Raw genomic sequence first — 17346 nt, 5'->3', positions numbered from 1 at the left:
AAATTCCGCCCGCGCCAAGGCGGGCCAGGGGTTTAGGGGCGGAATTTAGGGGGTTACTGGTCGAAGCGGCGGCGCCAGAATTCCTGGCTCTGGCGTTCACCGGCATCGCAGCCCTTGGGGTAGCGGTAAGCGCCCTGGGCAAATTGTAATGGGTGCTGCAAACGCACCGGCGGGCCGGCTTGGCCCCATTGCCGGGGCACGATGGGAGCAGATGCAATTTCGAGCACCAGCTTGCGCCGTACCGCCTCATGGAAGGTATCGAAACTCTCCGCTACCACCACGAAGGAGCCAGGGCCGCCGATCACACAGCCCTCGTAATAGCGGTCCAGGTCTTCCATCACCGGCATGCCCCAGGGATTGGGCCGGTCGTTAATGATCGGCAGGCCGTTGATCACGATGCCCTGGGCCAGCGCCTTGTCGCGCGCCAGGTCCACCGGGTCGCCGGCATTGTTCGGGCCGTCGCCGGAGATATCCAGCACTTTGCGCAGGCCCTGGTAGGGCGAGGCCTTGAAGCGCGGGATGGCCGCGTTGATGGCGCCGCTGATGCTGGTGCGCCGGCCGATGCGGATCGGCACTTCCAGCAGCTTGGCTGCCACCACCTTGGCGCTGGCCATATCGCTGATCACCGTCCAGTCCAGCACGGTATTCTCGGTATAGGCGTCGGCCCATTCGAAATAGGAAATCGCGATGCGGCCATGGATACCGCTGCCGATGGCCTTTACCACCTGGGGATCGACCAGGGCCTTGGCATAGCCTTCGCGCTGTAATTTGGCCTCATCGGGATCGACGCTGCCGGAGATGTCGATGGCGAGCAGCAGTTCCAGGTCGACGGCCAACTTCTCCCCTGCCGCCCAGGCGGCGGAGGGAAGGAGGAAACCCGGCGCAAGCAACGCCAGGGATAAAATCGCAAGCCATCGCCACTGCATGACTCGGAGTCTATACCCGGCCCAGCCCAGGCGTCCATGACCATTTGCCGCGCCGGCCATGCCTGGAACAGGACCGCTGCCGGGGCTAAAATCGTGTCATGGCTGAAATCATCCAGACGGAAGTGGCAATTGTCGGCGGCGGCCTGGCCGGGCTGACGCTGGGCATTGCCCTGGCGCGCCACGGCGTCGATACCCTGCTGATCGACCGCGAGGACCCGGCCCGGGCGCTGAATGCCGGCTTCGATGGCCGCGTCTCGGCCATCGCGCTCGCCTCCCAGCGTATGCTGGCGGCCATCGGCCTGTGGCAGCATGTCAGCGAAGCCCAGCCGATGTGGGATATCCGCGTTTCGGACGGCGACTCGCCGCTTTTCGTGCATTACGACCACAAGGCGCTGGGCGAGGACCCGTTCGGCTGGCTGGTGGAAAACCGCGTCATGCGCGCCGCCCAGCAGGCGGCCCTGGCCGAATTGCCCAAAGCCCGGCTGCTGGCACCGCTGGGTGTGGCGATGGTGGAACGCGGTCAGCCCGGCTCCGGCGCGCCGGCACGGCTGACGCTTGGCGATGGCAGAGAGGTGCGCGCCCGGCTGGTGGTCGGTGCCGATGGCCGGCAATCGTTCATGCGCCAGCAGGCTGGTATCAAGGCAATGGAATGGAGCTATGCCCAGACCGGCATCGTCTGCACTGTGCGTCATGAGAAGCCGCATCATGGTGTGGCGCAGGAGCGTTTCCTGCCGGCCGGTCCCTTCGCCATCCTGCCGATGACCGATGATGCTGAGGGCCGACACCGCTCCTCCCTGGTCTGGACCGAGCCGCCGGAACGCGCCAAGGCGATCCTGGCGCTTGATGATGTCGCCTTCGTCGCGGAGATGCGGCAACGCTTCGGCGATCATTTCGGCACACTGGCCGTGACCGGCCCACGCTGGTCCTATCCGCTCACCTTCGTGCATGCCGAACGCTATATTGATCATCGCCTTGCGCTGGTCGGCGATGCCGCCCATGGCATCCATCCGATTGCCGGCCAGGGCCTCAATCTTGGGCTGCGCGATGTTGCCGCCCTGGTCGAAGCGGTGGTGACGGCACGACGCGTCGGCCTCGATCCGGGGCAGCAGGATGTGCTGGAGTCTTACGAGAACTGGCGCCGCGTCGATACCGCCGTGTTGTCGGCGGTGACCGATGGGCTGACGCGGCTGTTCTCAAACGATATCGCGCCGGTGAAACTGGCGCGCGACCTGGGGCTTGGCCTGGTCGAGCGGCTGAAGCCGGCCAAGACCTTCTTCATGCGCCATGCCATGGGCGATGTCGGCAAGTTGCCGAAGCTGCTGCAGGGGCGGGCGCTTTAGAAAAATCAGCGCGGGTCGCGCTTGAGGCCGCGTTCTTCCAGCGCCGCCAGATACCGCGCCCAGAGTTCGTCCTGGTCGTAGCCGCGGTCGTAGAAATATTCCCAGCTATAGATGCCGGTATCGTGCAGGTCGTCGAATTTCAGCCGCACGGCATAGGTGCCCACCGGCTCGATGGCGATGATGTTCACATGGCGCCGGCCGCCGATATAGGTGCGCTGATGCGGGCCGTGGCCCTGCACTTCCGCGGATGGGCTTTCCACGCGGAGGAATTCCGCCGTGAAGCGGAATGACTTGCCATTGGCGTAATCGACTTCCAGCACCTTCTCCTGCGACTTCAGCCGCAATTCGGTGCAGGCCGGGCGCCCGGCGAGGGTATAGGGGGAAGACTGGTCCACGGTTTTCAGCCCTCGATCTGGCGGGCCTCGTCCACCAGCATGATCGGAATGCCGTCGCGGATCGGGAAGGCCAGTCGCGCCTTCTCGCTCACCAGTTCATTGGCTTCGCGGTCATAGCGCAGGGTGGTCTTGGTCAGCGGGCAGACCAGCAGTTCCAGCAGCTTGGGGTCGACCGGGGCAGGCGTGGTCTGGGGTGTTTCCGACATGGCGTGTTCCCGTCAGTTGAAGCGGCCAATTAATTAAACCGACTCGTGCTGCTGTCTGGGCGCTCCAGCAGCGCCATTTCCAGCAAGGCAGTGAGCAGGGCGCCGCGCGCGGCAAAGCTTTCCGCTTCCAGCAGCGCCTGCTTTTCGCTCGGCGCGAAGGGGCAGAGCATGGCCAGCGAATGCACCAGTACTTCGTCATTCGCCGCCGCGATGGAAGGCCAGTCGGCGGGCAGGTTCTGGCGTTCGAGATAGCCGCGCAAGGCATTGACCAGGCGCTGGCGGTCGATCTGGCCGTTTGGCGCCGAGGCCAGGTCGCTGGCGAAGGGCGCGTAATCCGCGGTCACCTGACGGTAGGGCTCGGTCATCGCTTGTTCATTCGCCACGGCGAAGCGGCAGACGCCTCTGAGCGTGATCAGCACGCGGCCATCCTCGGTATCGACCGAGGCGTTGATGCGGCCCAAACAGCCGATGCGGTAGACCGGCGGCTTGGCCTCGCGGCTGAAGGCTTCTTGCGGCTGGATCATACCAATCAGCTTCGAGCCTGCCAGGGCATCCCGCGTCATCGCCAGGTAGCGCGGCTCGAAGATGTTGAGCGGCAGCATGCCGCGCGGTAGCAGCAGCACACCGGTAAGCGGAAAGATTGGTATGGTGCCGTCGAGCGCGGCGATGTCGGTGATTTCCGGCTCCTGGTCCGCCATGCCGCGGGCGTCAGGCGAACAGGATCGAGGAAAGGCGGCGGCGGGCGTCCACCACCAGCGGGTCCATCGGGCCAAGCGCCTCGAAGATCTTCACCAACTGCTTGCGCGCCGCCTCATCGTTCCATTTGCGGTCAAGCTTCACCAGCTCGAGCAACTGGTCCAGCGCATCGCCCTGGCGGTTATCGCCAAGCAGCGCCAGCGCATAGTCATAGCGCGCCTGATGGTTCTTCGGATCGGCGTTGACGGCGGCTTCCAGGCCAGCCAGTTCACCGGCGGCACCGGCGCTTTCGCGCGCGAGCTGCAGCGCCGAGCGCGCCGAGGCAACATCGGGATGATTCTCATGCGCCGGTGGCACCTGGGCGAGGATTTCGTCCACCGCTTCCAGTTCACCCAGGCCGACCATGGCGCGGGCCAGGCCACCCAGCGCTGCCGGATTCTCGGCTTCCTCGCCGAGCGCGCCGGAGAAGGCTTCGCCGGCTGCCGCCCAGTCCTGGGCCGCCAGCGCCGCCTTGCCAGCCTCAATCAGCTGCACGGCTTCGCTGTCGCCCACCGCCTCGCCGACCACCTGCTCAATGAACTTCTTCAACTGGCTGTCGGGCAGGGCGCCGACAAAGCCATCCACCGGCTGGCCCTTGGAAAAGGCATAGACCGCCGGGATCGACTGGATGCGCAACTGCTGCGCCAGCGGCTGATTGCGCGGGTCGTCGATATTGACCTTCACCAGCTTGAACTTGCCCTTGGCAGCCACGGCGGCCTTTTCCAGCGCCGGGCCCAGTTGCTTGCAGGGGCCGCACCACGGCGCCCAGAAATCCACCAGCACCGGCTGCTTCATCGAAGCCTGCACCACATCCTGCATGAAGGTGGAGATATCGATTTCCTTCACCAGATCCCCAGCCGGAGAAGCGCCCGGGGCGGCGGCGGGAGCGGCGGGGGTGCCGCCGAGATTCAGGCTGATGGGTTCCATGATGCTGCGGTCCGATAAAGGCTCTGGTGGCCGTTTTTTGCGTGGTCTCTGACATAATGCGCCGCAGGGGAAATGCCAACACCCCGGTTTCGGCTAATTTTTAGCCATCATGCCTAAGGCAAGGCCGCTTGCCGCCACATTGGGCCGAATATCGCGGGTTTAGCACTGGTATGCCTCTTGCTTAAGCAAGGTTGTGTTCGGTCTCCCCCGGAATTCATGTCCATAGAACGCGTAGACCTTGTCTGGATCATGGTGGCCACCTGCATGATTTTTGTCATGCAGGCCGGTTTCTGCTGTCTGGAAAGCGGCTTTGTCCGGGCCAAGAACAGCATCAACGTGGCGTTGAAAAACCTGGTCGATTTCTGCATCGCCGGCCTGCTGTTCTGGATGTGTGGTTTCGCCTTGATGTTCGGCATCAGCCAGAACGGCTGGGTCGGTGCTTCTGCCTGGATGTATGACGCCCGCCAGGATGCCTCGATCGGCGGCTTCCTGCTGTTTCAGCTCATGTTCTGCGGCACGGCAGCTACCATCGTTTCCGGCGCGGTGGCCGAGCGCGTGGCGTTCAGTTCCTATGTCATCATCACGGTCATCATCTCCGGCCTGATCTACCCGGTCTTTGGCCATTGGGCCTGGAATAACGGCCAGCTTGGCGGCGAGGCTGGCTGGCTGGTCAAGCTCGGCTTCATCGATTTCGCCGGCTCCACAGTGGTGCACTCGGTCGGCGGCTGGGTGTCGCTGGCCGCCGTGCTGGTGATCGGTCCGCGCATGGGCCGGTTCAAGAAGGGCGTGGCGATGATCCGCGGCCATGACCTCACCATGTCCACTCTCGGCGTCATGCTGCTGTGGTTCGGCTGGTTCGGCTTCAACGGCGGCAGCACGCTTGCGATGTCGGCGGATGTGCCAAGTGTGCTGATCAACACCACGTTGGGCGGCTGCGCCGGCGGCGTTGCCGGGCTGATCGCCTCGCGGCTGATGTATCCGCTGCCGCGCGTCGAGGATTTCCTTAATGGCACGCTGGCCGGCCTCGTCGCCATTACTGCCAATTGCCATGACACCTCGGCTTTGGCCGCTGTGATCATCGGCGGTGTTGGCGCCGTGGTGGCGATCCTGCTCGGCGAATGGCTGGAGCGGCTGCGCATCGACGATGCAGTCGGCGCCGTCCCGGCGCATCTCGGCGCCGGCATCTGGGGCACGCTGGCCGTGGCTTTGTTTGGTGATCCGGCCAATTGGCCCGTGCAGCATGACCGCATCAGCCAGTTCGGCATCCAGCTTCTCGGCTGTGCTGCGGCTGCGGTCTATTGCTTCGGCCTGGCCTATGTGGGGCTCAAGATCATCAACCGCTTCCATCCCCTGCGCGTCTCGCCGGAGGCCGAGCAGGCCGGCTTGAATCAGGCCGAGCATGGCGCCACCTCGGCGATGCTCGATCTGGTCAACGACATGGAGCGCCACCGCGTTGAAGGCCGCTTCGATGCGCCGGTCAACGTGGTGATTGGTTCCGAGGTGGAGCCGATCGCCTTGCAGTACAATCGTGTCATCCAGCGCGTGAATCGTGATTCCGAACGGCTCAAGCGTGTGATTGATGCGCTGAAGCAGGCCAAGGGCGAAGCCGAGGCGGCGAACCAGGCCAAGACCGCTTTTCTCGGCAATATGAGCCACGAATTGCGCACGCCGCTCAACGCCATCATCGGCTTTTCAGAAATCCTTACCGGTGAATTGTTCGGTAAGCTCGGCGATGGCCGCTACAAGGAATATGCCGCCGACATCCTGGCCAGCGGCAAGCATCTGCTCAGCCTGGTCAACGACCTGCTGGATCATACCCGCATCGAGGCCGGTCGCGTCGAATTGACTGAAGAGGAAGTCGATATCTACGAGCAATACCATGCCGTACTGCGCATGCTGCGCGACAAGGCCGAGGAGAGCAACGTGGCGCTGGTGGCGGAATTGCCCGATGGCTTGCCTTATCTCCGCGCTGATATTCGCGCCTTGCGGCAGATGCTGCTGAACCTGCTGTCCAATGCGCTGAAATTCACGCCGGCCGGGGGCAGCGTCACGCTCGGCGCGGAAGTCGAGGACGATGGCCGCTTCGCCATCTGGGTGCGCGATACCGGCATCGGCATGAAGCGCGAGGACGTGCCGCGCGCACTGGAGCCGTTCGTGCAGTTGCACCACCATCTCTCCAAGAGCTATGGCGGTGCCGGCCTCGGCCTGCCGTTGGTGCAGTCGCTGATGCGGCTGCACCAGGGATCGCTCACCATCGATAGCCGCGAGGGCAGTGGCACCAAGGTGACACTGCGCTTCCCGCGCAGCCGCAGTGCGGATATTTAGGCGGCGAAATTCACTTCGCAGCGGCCCAGGCCCTGGATTTCGATGGCGATGGCGTCGCCCGGCTTGGCCGGCTGCATCGGGCAATAAGTGCCGGTCATCACCACATCACCAGCGCGCAACGGCAATTCGGCCTTGACTTGCTTCGCCGCCAGCCAGGCCAGTGCATTGATCGGGTTGCCCCACACTGCAGCGCCAGTGCCCTGGCCGATTACCTCGTCGCCACGATAGAGCAGGCCGCTCGCCCGGCGCAGGTCCAGGCCGTCCAGCTTGCGCGCCACACTGCCGAGCACGAAGAAAGCACCGCTGACATTATCAGCGACCAGGTCGACGATATTGGTGGCGGTGTTGATAATGCGGCTGTCCACCACCTCGATGGCCGGCACCACGTAGCCCACGGCGCGCAGCGTATCCACCAGGGTCGGGTTCGGCATGTCGAGGTCGCGCTCCAGCACCACCGCCACTTCCGCTTCCAGGCGTGGCTGGATCAGCCGGCCGGCGGGAATTGTGTCGCCGTCATTCAGCACCATGTCGTGATACAGCATGGCGTAGGTCGGCGCGCTGATGCCGAACATCTTCAGTGCTGCCGGGCTCGAGGTGCCGATCTTGCGGCCGATCAGACGGCGGCCCTGGCTGATGAAATGCTCGCGGTTGGCGCGCTGCACAGCATAGGCGGTGCGCAGGTCGGTCTCGGTGCCCAGCAGGCCGCGCACCGGCTCGCAGGCGGTGACGCTGGATTCCGCCTGGCGCAGGCGTTCGGCGGCTTGGGCAATCGCGTCGCTCATCGTTTTGATCTCCTCGGAATTACAGGCCGGCCAGGCGGCGCGTTTCGGCAGCCTTATGGCCGAGCATTTCGGCGGCGGCAACGATCTCGTTCCAGGTTGTCACATCGATCGGGATGCCGCTGATATTACGTTCGGCGCGCATGCGGCGCTCCGGTTCCCCGGCCACCAGCACGCCACCGGTCTTGTTATCCGGTGCCGGCGGCGAATCCTTCACGAAATTCACGAAGGCTTCTGCCTCTTGCTGCCAGCTATCGGCGCCGCCGAGTTTGGCTGGATCAAACACGATGGAGAGCATGTTGTTGGTGATGGTGCCGACATCCCAGCGGTTGCGGCCGGTGCCGCCGCCGCTTAAAGGCCCGGAAAGCAGTTCAGCGATCAGCGCCAGGCCGAAACCCTTGTGTTCGCCGAAGGCACGAATGGCGCCGATGGGCTGGTTGAACATCACCTTCGGGTCGGTGGTCGGGTTGCCCTGGCTGTCGATCAGGATGCCGGGCGGCACCTGTTCGCCCTTGTTCATTGCCACGCGCACCTTGCCCATGGCGATGGTGCTGGTGGCCATGTCCAGCACGATGGGCTCGGCATCGCCAAGGCCCGGAATGGCGCAGCAATAGGGATTGGTGGCGAAGCGGGCATCCGAACCGCCGAACGGCGCCACCAGTGGCGAGCGGTTCACCACGTTGACGTAATGCGTCGAGATCATGCCGGCCGAGGCGCATTGCTCGCCCCAATGGCCGATGCGGCCGATATGGTGGGTTTCACGGATCGCCATGACGCAGACGCCATGCTCGCGGGCGCGCAGGATCGCCAGTTCCATCGCCTCATGGCCGATCACCTGGCCATAGCCATAACCGCCATCAATGGTCACCATGGCGCCGTTATCCAGGGCCACGCGGGCGCTCTGATTCACCTTGAGCCGTTTCTCATGCACCGCCAGCCAGTATTGCGGCAGCATGCCGACGCCGTGGCTGTCATGGCCGCTCAAGTTAGCCAGCACCAGGTTGTCGGCCACCAGGGCCGCTTCGCGCTCGTTGCTGCCGCCCTGGCGGCAAACCGCGCGCACTGTCTGGCGCAGGGCTTCGGGCATCACCGTCACATACTCGGCCATTGTTCCTCCTGGAGGATGCTTCTCGGGGGCGCTGGGGCGCTTCTATGGCCAAGCTGTAACGCAAAGGCCCCAGGGCTGCAATTCGGGGTCGGCAATTCTGGGGCCGCAATTGCGGCACCGGGCGTGCCGGCGTTTGACGACGGCAGCGGCTTCCGGCATGCTCCGCCGCCATGAAACACGTCCTTGCGCTTGCCTTCCTAGTGGTACTCGCCGGCTGTTCTTCCGGCCAGGAAGAACTGGCCCTGCGCGGCCAGAAGGAACTTGTCGGCCTGTCCGAGCAGCAATTGCTTTCCTGCGCCGGCGAACCGACTGCACGCAATCGTGAAAACGGCGTCGACCTGCTGAGCTACTTCCGTGAAAGCTCGGCCTATGCCTCGATGAACAGCGGTACCGACCGGGATTACTCGCCGCTCAGCCGTCCGGGCGGCGAATACGAGTATTTCCGCTATTGCGAGACCACCTTCGCCCTGCGCCAGGGTCGCGTCACCGAGGTGGCGATGAAGGGCCGCACCGCCACCGGGCGCGAGACGCTGGTGGCCTGCGGCCAGATCGTGGCGCGCTGCCTCAGGGCGAAATAGCTCTCTCCATCGTGACAGAGACGGCGCTTGCCTTGGCGCCGCGCGCTTGCGATTTTCCCTGCCATGGCTTTTCCCTGGCAAGAACGCGATGGTCGCCTGTCGCCGCTGAAGGCGGCCTGCTTCGTGCTGCTTTGGCTGCCCGGCCTGTGGCTGGCGGCGCGGCTGGCGTTGAATGACCTGGGGCCGCGCCCGATCGACGAACTGACCCATGAATCCGGCCGCTGGGCGGTCTGGCTGCTGCTCGGTTCGCTCGGCATCACGCCGCTGCGCCGGCTGCTCGATTGGCCGGCCCTGATCAAGCTGCGGCGCCAGATCGGCGTTGCCGCCATGGCCTATGCATTGCTGCATCTCAGCATCTATATCGCCGACCTCAAGTTCGATCTGGTGCGCGTCGCCACCGAGATCGTGCTGCGCTTCTATCTCACGATTGGTTTTGTTGCTGTGCTTGGGCTGATCGCGCTCGGCATCACCTCCTTCGACTCGGCGATCCGCCGCATGGGCGGCAAGGCCTGGGGCAGGCTGCATCGCATTGTCTACCTCATCGCCGTGATCGCCCTGGTGCATTATCTGCTGCAGGCCAAGCGCGAGATCGATCCGCCGATGTTGCAGGTCGGCATCTTCCTGTGGCTGATGCTCTACCGCCTCGGCTATGCCATGGGCCGGTTGCGCAAGGCCTGGGAAGCCTGGCCGCTGGCATTGCTGGCCGGCCTGGTGGCGGCGGGTGCCGAACTCGGCTGGGCTGCCTGCTGCACGCAACTGCCCTGGCGCCGCCTGGCTGCGGCGAACTGGATGTTCGATTTCCGCATCTCGCCAGGCTGGCTCACATTGGGCGCGGCACTGGCTATGGCTTTGCTGGCGCAGGCGCGGGCCAGTTGGCACAGGCGATCCCGAGCAGGATCGCCGCCAGCCCCAGCGGCAGCGCGCCGCTGACCGGTTCATGCAGCAGCAGAGCGCCGAGCGTCATGGCACTCACCGGGTTGAGCGCCACGGTGATCGCCACCTGGGTTGGCGAGGCATACTCCAGCCCCAGGCTCCAGAGATAGAAGATCAGCGCCGCGCCGACGATGCCGAGATAGGCGATGGCGGCCCAGGCCAGCAGCGGCAATGCTGTGGCGGCATGGCGTGACGGTTCGCCCCAGGCGATGGCGTTGAGCAGCACGGCGCCAAACAGCATGCCCCAGGCGGTGAAACCCAGCGCACCGTATTTCGCCATGTAGGGCCGCGCCAGGGCATTGAACACGGCACCGAGCAGGGCAGTGGCGACCATCAGCAGGTCGCCGCGCCAGGCACCATCGGGTGCCGCCAAATCGCGGCCCGAGATCAGCGCCAGGCTGACGCCGCCCAGCGCCAGCAACACGCCGGTAAGCTTCAGCGCAGTGAGTTTCTCGCGGCCCAGTGCGGCGGCGCAGAGCAGGGTGAGGAACGGCAGGGTGGAGAGCGCCAGCGCGCCGCGCGCCGCCGAGGTATAGGCCAGGCTGGCGCTGAACAGGGCCGGGAAGGCGGCAAAGAACAGGGCGCCAAGCAGGAACACCGCCAGCCAGTCGCGCCGTTTCAGCCGTGTTGCCCGCCGCAGCAGCAGGACCAGGACGCCGAGCACGATGGCGCCGAGGCCATAGCGCAGAGCCGCCAACGCCACCGGATCGAGGCCGGCGACGGCATAGCGGGTGGCGACCACGGCGCTGCCGCCCAGCAGGCTGGAGCAGCAGGCGGCGGTGAGGCCGAGCAACGGGCGTCGGGTGTCAGGCAGAGTCATGGGATACAGGCCGGAGAGTCGGGCGGGGAGGCGGTTTGTTGTTGCCTGATCCTGCCCGGAAGCGCATCATCATGAAAGAGAATGTTGAGAATAGTATTAATCAAGGAAATTGATGATGGAGACCCGGCTTGATCCGGATCTGCTGGCGGCCTTCGTGGCGGTGCTGGACCAGGGCGGTTTCACGGCGGCCGCCCGGGCGCTGAACCGCACGCAGTCGGCGGTGAGCATGCAGGTGCAAAGGCTGGAGGCGGTGGCCGGCGTGAAGTTGCTCGACCGCGACCGCCGCCGTCCGGTAGCGACGCCGGAGGGCGAGGCGATGCTGGGTTATGCCCGGCGTTTGCTGGCGTTACAGCGCGAGGCCTTGCAGAGCGTGGCGCGGCCCGGCCTGCGCGGCCGGGTGCGGCTTGGCGTGATGGCGGATTATTCGGCCACCCTGGTGCCGCCGATCCTGGCGCGTTTCGCCGCCAGCCATCCTGGCATCGAGGTGGAGGTGATTACCGGCCTGACCGCTGAAATGCCCCGGCAATTGGGGCGCGAACTCGATCTCGCCATTGTCATGCACGACGCGGCAAAGCTGGATGACAGCACTGGCGAGCTGCTGCGCTATGAGACGCCAGTCTGGGCCACGGCGCGCGGCCATGCGGTGCCCCAGCGGCGGCCCCTGCCGCTGGCGCTCTCGCCCAGTGGCTGCCTGTTCCGGGCGTGGGCCATCGCGGCGCTGGAACAGGCGGCCATTCCCTGGCGCATGGCCTATCTCAGTGCCAATTACGCGGCGGTAGAGGCAGCGGTGCGGGTCGGGCTGGCGGTTTCGGTGTTCAAGGCCGGCACCATGGCCCGCGACCTGCGTCCGCTTGGGCTCGCCGATGGCTTCCCACCACTGCCGCGTGCCGCCATCTGCCTGCATCTGCCGCCAGTGCGAGCAGGATCCGGACCCGGCCAGGCAGCTATCGTATTACGCGAGCATATCCGCGTGGCATTGAATGATACGGTAGAAACCCAATCAGCGATTGTGGCGACCGGGTAAGGCGGGTAAAATCCTGGCCCGCGAGAGGGGGCAGTCGCGGTCGATGCAGCTTTATGATCTTGGTTCAGTCAGTGTTCTGGTGGTCGATGACAACCGGTTCATGCGCAACATCGTCGCCAATACCTTGAACGGCATCGGCGTGCGCAGTGTGGCGCAGGCCGATAGCGTCGATCAGGCCCTGGAGCAGCTTGCCGAAATCGCCGTCGATCTGGTGATCAGCGACTGGGATATGGGCGAGAAATCCGGCATCGAGCTGATCCGCCGGATCCGTGCAAACAAGTCGATGCGGCTGCTGCCGATCATCATGCTTACCGCCAACACCACGCGCACCAACATTTTTACCGCGCGCGATGCCGGCGTCACCGAGTTCCTCGCCAAGCCGATCTCGGCCCAGGCCTTGTATGGCCGTGTGGTGGAAGTGATCGAGCGGCCCAGGCAGTTCGTGAAGACCAAGAGTTTCTTCGGGCCGGATCGCCGCCGCCGCCGGGCGGACAGCTATCGCGGCCCGAAGCGGCGCAAGGAAGACCAATGAGCGACGACGTTGAATTCATCGGCAATCCCAACCTGATCGCGCGCAAGGCGCGGCCGGTGGGCAAGAATGCCGACGACATGCTGAAGACTGCCGACCAGCGCGTGGCTGCGCTGAAGAACGAATTCGGCAGCATCCTCAAGCGCGATACCCAGACGATCATCGATTTGCTGCGCAATGCCGAGACCGACCTTGCCGGCCGCCAGCGTTACCTGCTCGACCTGCGTCGTGTGGCGCATGAATTGCGCGGCCAGGGCGGTACTTTCGGTTATCCGCTGGTCACGGCGGTCTGCGATTCCTATTGCAAGCTGCTCGATATGATCAAGGATGTGGACGAAGCCCGGCTGCCGCTGGTCCGCACCCATGTCGATGCCCTGCGCGCCGTGGTCGGCGCCGATATCAAGGGTGATGGCGGCGCTATCGGCCGCGAGCTGATGGAATCCCTGCGCGTGATCCGCCAGAAGGTGGCCGAGGAAACCGGCAGCGAACTCTGACCGGGTCTAGCGGTTCTGGCCCGGCACCCAGAGCACATCGCTGGCGCCGTTGTTGTTGGCATGCCGCGCGGCCACGAACAGGTGGTCGGAGAGCCGGTTCAGGTATTTAACCACCATCGGATTGATCGTCTCGCGTTCGGTGAGCTCGACGGCAAGCCGCTCGGCGCGGCGCGACAGCGTGCGCGCCAGATGCAGATAGGCGGCGGCCGGCGAACCGCCCGGCAGGATGAAGGAATGCAGCGGCGGGATCTGCGCGTTCATCGCATCGATCTCGGCTTCCAGGCGGTCGACCTGCGCCTGCACGATGCGCAACGGCTCCCATTTCGGTGCCTCCTGCTCCGGCGTGGCAAGGTCGGCGCCGAGATCGAACAGATCATTCTGGATACGCCCGAGCATAGCATCGAGGTCCGGCAGGTCCTTGGTATGCAGGCGTGCCAGTCCGAGCGCCGCATTGGTCTCGTCGGCAGTGCCGTAGGCGGCGACGCGCAGGTCGTGCTTGGGCACGCGGGTGCCGTCGACCAGCGAGGTCTGGCCCTTGTCGCCGCCGCGCGTATAGATCTTGTCCAGCTTGACCATGGGGCTACTTCCCCAGCACCAGGCCGGCCAGGGCGATCAGGCAGATGGCGATGAATTGCAGCAGGATGCGCCAGCGCATCAGCAGGTTGGAATAGGACCGGTTGAACCGCCCGCCGCGGAACAGGGCATAGATGCCAATGCACAGCACGATGAAGGTGGCGCCGATGGCAACCGGAATCATAGCATGGACGAATGAGCTCATGGTCTGATCATAGCGCGCGCCGGCTTGCGGTCCAGCCCCGGGCAGGTTAGCAGGTGGCGGCATACCGCCGCAGAAGGCCGCCGCAGAAGGCCGCGGTACAAGGAGATCGCCCATGATCAATCGAGAGGCCATTGCCGCTACCGAGGGGCGCATTCGCCCGCATGTGCGGCGCACCCCGGTGATCGCCGTGGCGGCCAGTGATTTCGGCCTCGATGGCGGCGATATCCAGCTTAAACTGGAATTGCTGCAGCATACCGGCTCGTTCAAGCCGCGTGGCGCTTTCGCCAACCTGCTTGGCAGCACTGTGCCAAAAGCGGGTGTGGTGGCGGCCTCTGGCGGCAATCACGGCGCGGCGGTGGCCTATGCGGCGATGCGGCTCGGCCTGCCGGCGCGCATCTATGTGCCGAGTGTCGCCTCGCGCGCCAAGATTGCCCGTATCCGCGCCTATGGCGCCGATCTGGTGATCGAAGGCGAACGCTATGCCGATGCCTTGGCGGCATCGGAGGCTTGGCGCGCGGAAAGCGGCGCGCTGCCGGTACATGCTTATGACCAGCCGGAAACCTTGCTCGGCCAAGGCACCTGCGGCCTCGAATTCGAGCAGCAGGTGCCGGACCTCGATAGCGTGCTGGTTGCGGTCGGTGGCGGCGGTTTCATCGGTGGCATCGCCGCCTGGTATCGGGGCCGCACGCGCGTTATCGCCGTGGAGCCGGAAACCGCGCCGACACTAAACATGGCGCTCAAGGCCGGACAGCCGGTGGATGCGCCGGCCGGCGGCATCGCGTCGGACTCGCTGGCGCCGCGCCAGGTCGGGCAGTTGATGTTCCCGATCGCGCAGCAGTTTGTCGCTGCGAGCGTTCTGGTGCCCGACGATGCCATCCGCATGGCGCAGGCGGTGCTGTGGGACAAGCTGCGGCTCGCCACCGAACCGGGCGGCGCCACGGCTTTCGCGGCGTTGCTCTCTGGCGCCTACAAGCCGGCGCATGGTGAGCGCGTCGGCATCATGGTCTGCGGCGGCAATGCCGCCGACCATGGCTACATGCAGCTTTAAGCCGCGCGCACCAGCATCTCGGTGCCATCGCCGGCGGCCAGCCGCAGCAGGCCATTGGTGTCGAGATCGTCAAGTCCGGCAGTGACACCTTCGTGTGCCACCACGCGGCCATTCATCCGTGCCTTGGCGGAGCGGATCAGGTGGCGCGCATCGCTGCGGTCATTGGCCAGTCGGGTGGTGACCAGCAGGTCAACCAGGTCCATGCCCTGGCGCAATGCCTCGCGCGGCAGGTCCAGGGTTTCAATATGGGTTGTAAGCGTGCTCACGGTACTTCTCCTTGGGGTTTCCGCCGGAGGCCGGAAGCATCGAATTATGTGGGAAAAAACGAATGCCGCCGGTTGGCTGCGGCGGCATTGGGTCGTTTGTCACATACGAACCGTCACCGCTATGTCAGCAGTGTAAAATACCAATAGTTAAAGACGGCGCGGCTGTGCATGGCAGGAAAGCTAGGGCGTAAACGGACCGATGTCAACGCCCCAGAATCTCGTCCCGCCTGTATCCTTGCGCATAGAGCAGCGCGGTGAGGTCGCCATGCTGGATGCTGAAGCGGGCCTGGGCCTGCACCACCGGCTTGGCGCGGAAGGCGATGCCCATGCCGGCGGCCTGCAGCATGGCAAGGTCGTTGGCGCCATCGCCGACCGTGAGACAATCGGCGAGATCGACATGGCGCGCGATGGCGATGCGCTTCAATGCCTCGAGCTTGGCTTCGCGGCCCAGGATCGGCTCGCGTACGCTGCCGGCCAGGCGGTCGAAGGTCACCACCAGATGATTGGCCTGCTGCTCGTCGAAGCTGAAACGTTCCTGGATCATCCGGGTGAAGAAATCGAAGCCGCCGGAAACCAGGGCGCAATAGACGCCCTGGCTTTTCAGCGTGCGCAGCAAGGTGGCCGCACCCGGCATCGGCTGGATGCGCGCGGCAGCGCGGTCGAGCAGGGCTTCCGGCAGGTCCTTCAGCAGTGCCACACGCTCACGCAACGCGGCCTCGAAATCCAGTTCGCCATTCATGGCGCGGCGCGTGATCTCGGCGATGCCGGGGCCGAGATCGGCGAGGTCGGCCAGCTCGTCCAGCATCTCGTTCTTGATGATGGTGGATTCCATGTCCGCCACCAGCACCTGCTTGCGGCGGTTCTCCGGGTTCACCACCAGCAGGTCCACCGGGGCGCCGCGCAGGGCCACCTTGGCGGCCTGGGTCGCGGTGGCGGGGGCGATGCGGTCGAACGGGATGTCGCAGGCCACGCCGGGGTCCAGCCAGTCAGCCTTGGCCACCCGGGCGCCGGCCAGTGCCAGGGCATCGCGTACCGCGCCGGCCATGCGTTCGCTCAGGATGCCGCCGCGCGGATCGCTGATCAGGGTGAGGATGTTTTGCATGGGGGCCAACCAGGGTAAGAAGAACGGATGACCGATATACCTTCCAGCCTGCCGCTTGTCATCGTTGCCGGGCCGACCGCCAGCGGCAAGTCGGCCCTGGCGTTGGCAATTGCCGAACGGTTCCGGGGCATGGTGATCAATGCCGACAGCATGCAGGTCTACCGCGACCTGCATGTATTGACCGCCCGGCCAAGCCCGGCGGAGGAGGCCCGCGCGCCGCACCGGCTCTATGGCGTGCTGGATGCCGCCGAGCATGGCACCGCCTCGGTCTGGTGCGGGCTGGCCCGACAAGCCATCGCGGAGGCGGCCGAAAAAGGCCTGCTGCCGATCCTGTGCGGTGGCACCGGCATGTATATGCGGGCGCTGACCGAGGGCCTGGCGCGGATTCCGGCCATCCCGGCGGATATCCGCGACCAGGCGGTAGCGGCGCTGGCCGAGCTGGGTACCGCCGGCCTGCATGGCAGACTGGCAGCCGCCGACCCGGAAACCGCAGCAAGGCTCAAAACCGGCGACAGCCAGCGGGTGGTACGGGCCTGGGAAGTCTGGCTGGCGACGGGCCGGGGCTTGGCTGCCTGGCAGCGCGAGGCGGCCGAGCCGGGCCTGCCCAATCCGGTCTGCCGCATCCTGCTGCGGCCGCCGCGCGGGCTGCTTTACGCCCGGATTGACCGGCGCTTTGAGGCGATGATGGCCGCCGGCGCCCTTGAGGAATCCAGGAAATTCGCGGAACGGCGGGATATTCCGGCCGATGCGCCGGTGCGCAAGGCGCATGGCCTGCCGGAATTGCTGCAATACCTGCGCGGTGAACTGCCATTGGGCCAGGCGATTGCGATTGCCCAAACGAATACAAGGCATTACGCTAAGCGTCAGACCACATGGTTCCGGCATCAGATGCAGCCGGACCTGGTTGAGGAAACCGACCTCGGGGAGAAAGAAAATTTCAACCCAGAGGCAAAAATCTTTCCATTTCTTATGGGATATCTGTTGACCGTCGGCTATGGCGGTGTTTAGGGTGGCGCGCTTTTTTACAGGGGTG

21 protein-coding genes are annotated in these 17346 nt (G+C 65.1%); 9 read left to right on the top strand and 12 right to left on the bottom strand.

Annotated features, from left to right (window positions below; translation table 11 throughout):
- Window positions 1-53 precede the first annotated feature (53 nt).
- Window positions 54-836, bottom strand: coding sequence for a DUF1194 domain-containing protein (locus V6B08_RS14970; protein WP_341982286.1), 783 nt, complete (start codon window positions 834-836; stop codon window positions 54-56).
- A gap of 188 nt (window positions 837-1024) precedes the next feature.
- Here V6B08_RS14970 and V6B08_RS14965 point away from each other — a divergent pair, with 188 nt between their 5' ends.
- Window positions 1025-2266, top strand: coding sequence for a UbiH/UbiF/VisC/COQ6 family ubiquinone biosynthesis hydroxylase (locus V6B08_RS14965; RefSeq protein WP_341982284.1), 1242 nt, complete (start codon window positions 1025-1027; stop codon window positions 2264-2266).
- Between the two features lie 5 nt (window positions 2267-2271).
- On the opposite strand, the gene V6B08_RS14960 is transcribed toward V6B08_RS14965, so the two are convergent.
- Genes V6B08_RS14960 through V6B08_RS14945 form a run of 4 tightly spaced genes read right to left on the bottom strand, consistent with a single transcriptional unit; the run spans window position 2272 to window position 4529 of the window.
- Window positions 2272-2661, bottom strand: a complete 390-nt coding sequence (locus V6B08_RS14960) for a gamma-butyrobetaine hydroxylase family protein (protein WP_341982282.1) — start codon at window positions 2659-2661, stop codon at window positions 2272-2274.
- Between the two features lie 5 nt (window positions 2662-2666).
- Window positions 2667-2867 (bottom strand): Trm112 family protein, encoded by a 201-nt coding sequence (locus V6B08_RS14955; protein ID WP_341982280.1) that lies wholly within the window; start codon window positions 2865-2867, stop codon window positions 2667-2669.
- A gap of 29 nt (window positions 2868-2896) precedes the next feature.
- Entirely contained in the window at window positions 2897-3565 is a 669-nt protein-coding gene (locus V6B08_RS14950; protein WP_341982278.1) for an LON peptidase substrate-binding domain-containing protein, read from the bottom strand.
- Window positions 3566-3575: 10 nt separating this feature from the next.
- The gene (locus V6B08_RS14945) at window positions 3576-4529 is read right to left on the bottom strand and encodes a tetratricopeptide repeat protein (protein WP_341982276.1); all 954 of its coding nucleotides are present in this window, start codon (window positions 4527-4529) and stop codon (window positions 3576-3578) included.
- 216 nt (window positions 4530-4745) lie between these two features.
- On the opposite strand from V6B08_RS14945, the gene amt reads away from it, so the two are divergent.
- On the top strand, window positions 4746-6854 hold the full coding sequence (gene amt / locus V6B08_RS14940) for an ammonium transporter (protein ID WP_341982273.1): 2109 nt from the start codon (window positions 4746-4748) through the stop codon (window positions 6852-6854).
- Here the strand turns inward: amt and V6B08_RS14935 are convergent.
- Complete coding sequence (locus tag V6B08_RS14935; protein WP_341982271.1) at window positions 6851-7636, bottom strand: 2-keto-4-pentenoate hydratase; 786 nt, start codon at window positions 7634-7636, stop codon at window positions 6851-6853. The genes amt and V6B08_RS14935 overlap by 4 nt on opposite strands.
- Window positions 7637-7655: 19 nt before the next feature.
- A complete protein-coding gene (locus V6B08_RS14930) occupies window positions 7656-8741 on the bottom strand; it encodes a malate/lactate/ureidoglycolate dehydrogenase (protein ID WP_341982268.1) in 1086 nt (361 codons plus the stop codon).
- A 170-nt stretch (window positions 8742-8911) separates the two neighbouring features.
- On the opposite strand from V6B08_RS14930, the gene V6B08_RS14925 reads away from it, so the two are divergent.
- Entirely contained in the window at window positions 8912-9319 is a 408-nt protein-coding gene (locus V6B08_RS14925) for a hypothetical protein (RefSeq protein ID WP_341982266.1), read from the top strand.
- Window positions 9320-9382: 63 nt separating this feature from the next.
- Window positions 9383-10249, top strand: a complete 867-nt coding sequence (gene msrQ, locus V6B08_RS14920; RefSeq protein WP_341982264.1) for a protein-methionine-sulfoxide reductase heme-binding subunit MsrQ — start codon at window positions 9383-9385, stop codon at window positions 10247-10249.
- Here msrQ and V6B08_RS14915 read toward each other — a convergent pair.
- Window positions 10161-11072 (bottom strand): DMT family transporter, encoded by a 912-nt coding sequence (locus V6B08_RS14915; protein ID WP_341982262.1) that lies wholly within the window; start codon window positions 11070-11072, stop codon window positions 10161-10163. The genes msrQ and V6B08_RS14915 overlap by 89 nt on opposite strands.
- 115 nt (window positions 11073-11187) lie before the next feature.
- Here V6B08_RS14915 and V6B08_RS14910 point away from each other — a divergent pair, with 115 nt between their 5' ends.
- The 3 genes from V6B08_RS14910 to V6B08_RS14900 are packed head-to-tail and all read left to right on the top strand — an operon-like array spanning window position 11188 to window position 13119.
- A complete protein-coding gene (locus V6B08_RS14910) occupies window positions 11188-12096 on the top strand; it encodes a LysR substrate-binding domain-containing protein (protein ID WP_341982260.1) in 909 nt (302 codons plus the stop codon).
- 43 nt (window positions 12097-12139) lie between these two features.
- Entirely contained in the window at window positions 12140-12628 is a 489-nt protein-coding gene (locus V6B08_RS14905) for a response regulator (RefSeq protein WP_341982258.1), read from the top strand.
- On the top strand, window positions 12625-13119 hold the full coding sequence (locus V6B08_RS14900) for an Hpt domain-containing protein (protein WP_341982256.1): 495 nt from the start codon (window positions 12625-12627) through the stop codon (window positions 13117-13119). Before V6B08_RS14905 ends, V6B08_RS14900 begins: the two co-directional genes overlap by 4 nt.
- A gap of 6 nt (window positions 13120-13125) precedes the next feature.
- Here V6B08_RS14900 and V6B08_RS14895 read toward each other — a convergent pair whose 3' ends face one another.
- Window positions 13126-13695 carry a cob(I)yrinic acid a,c-diamide adenosyltransferase gene (locus V6B08_RS14895; RefSeq protein WP_341982255.1) on the bottom strand — a complete coding sequence of 190 codons (570 nt, stop codon included), beginning with the start codon at window positions 13693-13695 and terminating at the stop codon, window positions 13126-13128.
- A 4-nt stretch (window positions 13696-13699) separates the two neighbouring features.
- Window positions 13700-13897, bottom strand: a complete 198-nt coding sequence (locus V6B08_RS14890) for a twin transmembrane helix small protein (protein WP_341982254.1) — start codon at window positions 13895-13897, stop codon at window positions 13700-13702.
- A gap of 112 nt (window positions 13898-14009) precedes the next feature.
- Between V6B08_RS14890 and V6B08_RS14885 the strand changes: the two genes are divergently transcribed.
- Window positions 14010-14945 carry a threonine/serine dehydratase gene (locus V6B08_RS14885; protein WP_341982252.1) on the top strand — a complete coding sequence of 312 codons (936 nt, stop codon included), beginning with the start codon at window positions 14010-14012 and terminating at the stop codon, window positions 14943-14945.
- On the opposite strand, the gene V6B08_RS14880 is transcribed toward V6B08_RS14885, so the two are convergent.
- Window positions 14942-15211, bottom strand: a complete 270-nt coding sequence (locus V6B08_RS14880; RefSeq protein WP_341982250.1) for a hypothetical protein — start codon at window positions 15209-15211, stop codon at window positions 14942-14944. The genes V6B08_RS14885 and V6B08_RS14880 overlap by 4 nt on opposite strands.
- A gap of 202 nt (window positions 15212-15413) precedes the next feature.
- Entirely contained in the window at window positions 15414-16313 is a 900-nt protein-coding gene (serB, locus tag V6B08_RS14875; protein WP_341982248.1) for a phosphoserine phosphatase SerB, read from the bottom strand.
- Window positions 16314-16340: 27 nt separating this feature from the next.
- On the opposite strand from serB, the gene miaA reads away from it, so the two are divergent.
- A complete protein-coding gene (gene miaA / locus V6B08_RS14870) occupies window positions 16341-17321 on the top strand; it encodes a tRNA (adenosine(37)-N6)-dimethylallyltransferase MiaA (protein ID WP_341982246.1) in 981 nt (326 codons plus the stop codon).
- Window positions 17322-17346: the final 25 nt, after the last annotated feature.

This window comes from Ferrovibrio sp. MS7, assembly GCF_038404985.1.
Taxonomy (GTDB): Bacteria; Pseudomonadota; Alphaproteobacteria; order Ferrovibrionales; family Ferrovibrionaceae; genus Ferrovibrio; species Ferrovibrio plantarum.
This window is presented reverse-complemented; position numbering and strand designations above follow the sequence as displayed.

Excerpts from the sequence above, each read along its gene's own strand:
- V6B08_RS14965 (WP_341982284.1), top strand. The coding sequence starts at position 1,025 with ATGGCTGAAATCATCCAGACGGAAGTGGCAATTGTCGGCGGCGGCCTG.
- V6B08_RS14955 (WP_341982280.1), bottom strand. The coding sequence starts at position 2,867 with ATGTCGGAAACACCCCAGACCACGCCTGCCCCGGTCGACCCCAAGCTG.
- V6B08_RS14950 (WP_341982278.1), bottom strand. The coding sequence starts at position 3,565 with ATGGCGGACCAGGAGCCGGAAATCACCGACATCGCCGCGCTCGACGGC.
- V6B08_RS14945 (WP_341982276.1), bottom strand. The coding sequence starts at position 4,529 with ATGGAACCCATCAGCCTGAATCTCGGCGGCACCCCCGCCGCTCCCGCC.
- amt (WP_341982273.1), top strand. The coding sequence starts at position 4,746 with ATGTCCATAGAACGCGTAGACCTTGTCTGGATCATGGTGGCCACCTGC.
- V6B08_RS14935 (WP_341982271.1), bottom strand. The coding sequence starts at position 7,636 with ATGAGCGACGCGATTGCCCAAGCCGCCGAACGCCTGCGCCAGGCGGAA.
- V6B08_RS14930 (WP_341982268.1), bottom strand. The coding sequence starts at position 8,741 with ATGGCCGAGTATGTGACGGTGATGCCCGAAGCCCTGCGCCAGACAGTG.
- V6B08_RS14925 (WP_341982266.1), top strand. The coding sequence starts at position 8,912 with ATGAAACACGTCCTTGCGCTTGCCTTCCTAGTGGTACTCGCCGGCTGT.
- msrQ (WP_341982264.1), top strand. The coding sequence starts at position 9,383 with ATGGCTTTTCCCTGGCAAGAACGCGATGGTCGCCTGTCGCCGCTGAAG.
- V6B08_RS14915 (WP_341982262.1), bottom strand. The coding sequence starts at position 11,072 with ATGACTCTGCCTGACACCCGACGCCCGTTGCTCGGCCTCACCGCCGCC.
- V6B08_RS14910 (WP_341982260.1), top strand. The coding sequence starts at position 11,188 with ATGGAGACCCGGCTTGATCCGGATCTGCTGGCGGCCTTCGTGGCGGTG.
- V6B08_RS14905 (WP_341982258.1), top strand. The coding sequence starts at position 12,140 with ATGCAGCTTTATGATCTTGGTTCAGTCAGTGTTCTGGTGGTCGATGAC.
- V6B08_RS14900 (WP_341982256.1), top strand. The coding sequence starts at position 12,625 with ATGAGCGACGACGTTGAATTCATCGGCAATCCCAACCTGATCGCGCGC.
- V6B08_RS14895 (WP_341982255.1), bottom strand. The coding sequence starts at position 13,695 with ATGGTCAAGCTGGACAAGATCTATACGCGCGGCGGCGACAAGGGCCAG.
- V6B08_RS14890 (WP_341982254.1), bottom strand. The coding sequence starts at position 13,897 with ATGAGCTCATTCGTCCATGCTATGATTCCGGTTGCCATCGGCGCCACC.
- V6B08_RS14885 (WP_341982252.1), top strand. The coding sequence starts at position 14,010 with ATGATCAATCGAGAGGCCATTGCCGCTACCGAGGGGCGCATTCGCCCG.
- serB (WP_341982248.1), bottom strand. The coding sequence starts at position 16,313 with ATGCAAAACATCCTCACCCTGATCAGCGATCCGCGCGGCGGCATCCTG.
- miaA (WP_341982246.1), top strand. The coding sequence starts at position 16,341 with ATGACCGATATACCTTCCAGCCTGCCGCTTGTCATCGTTGCCGGGCCG.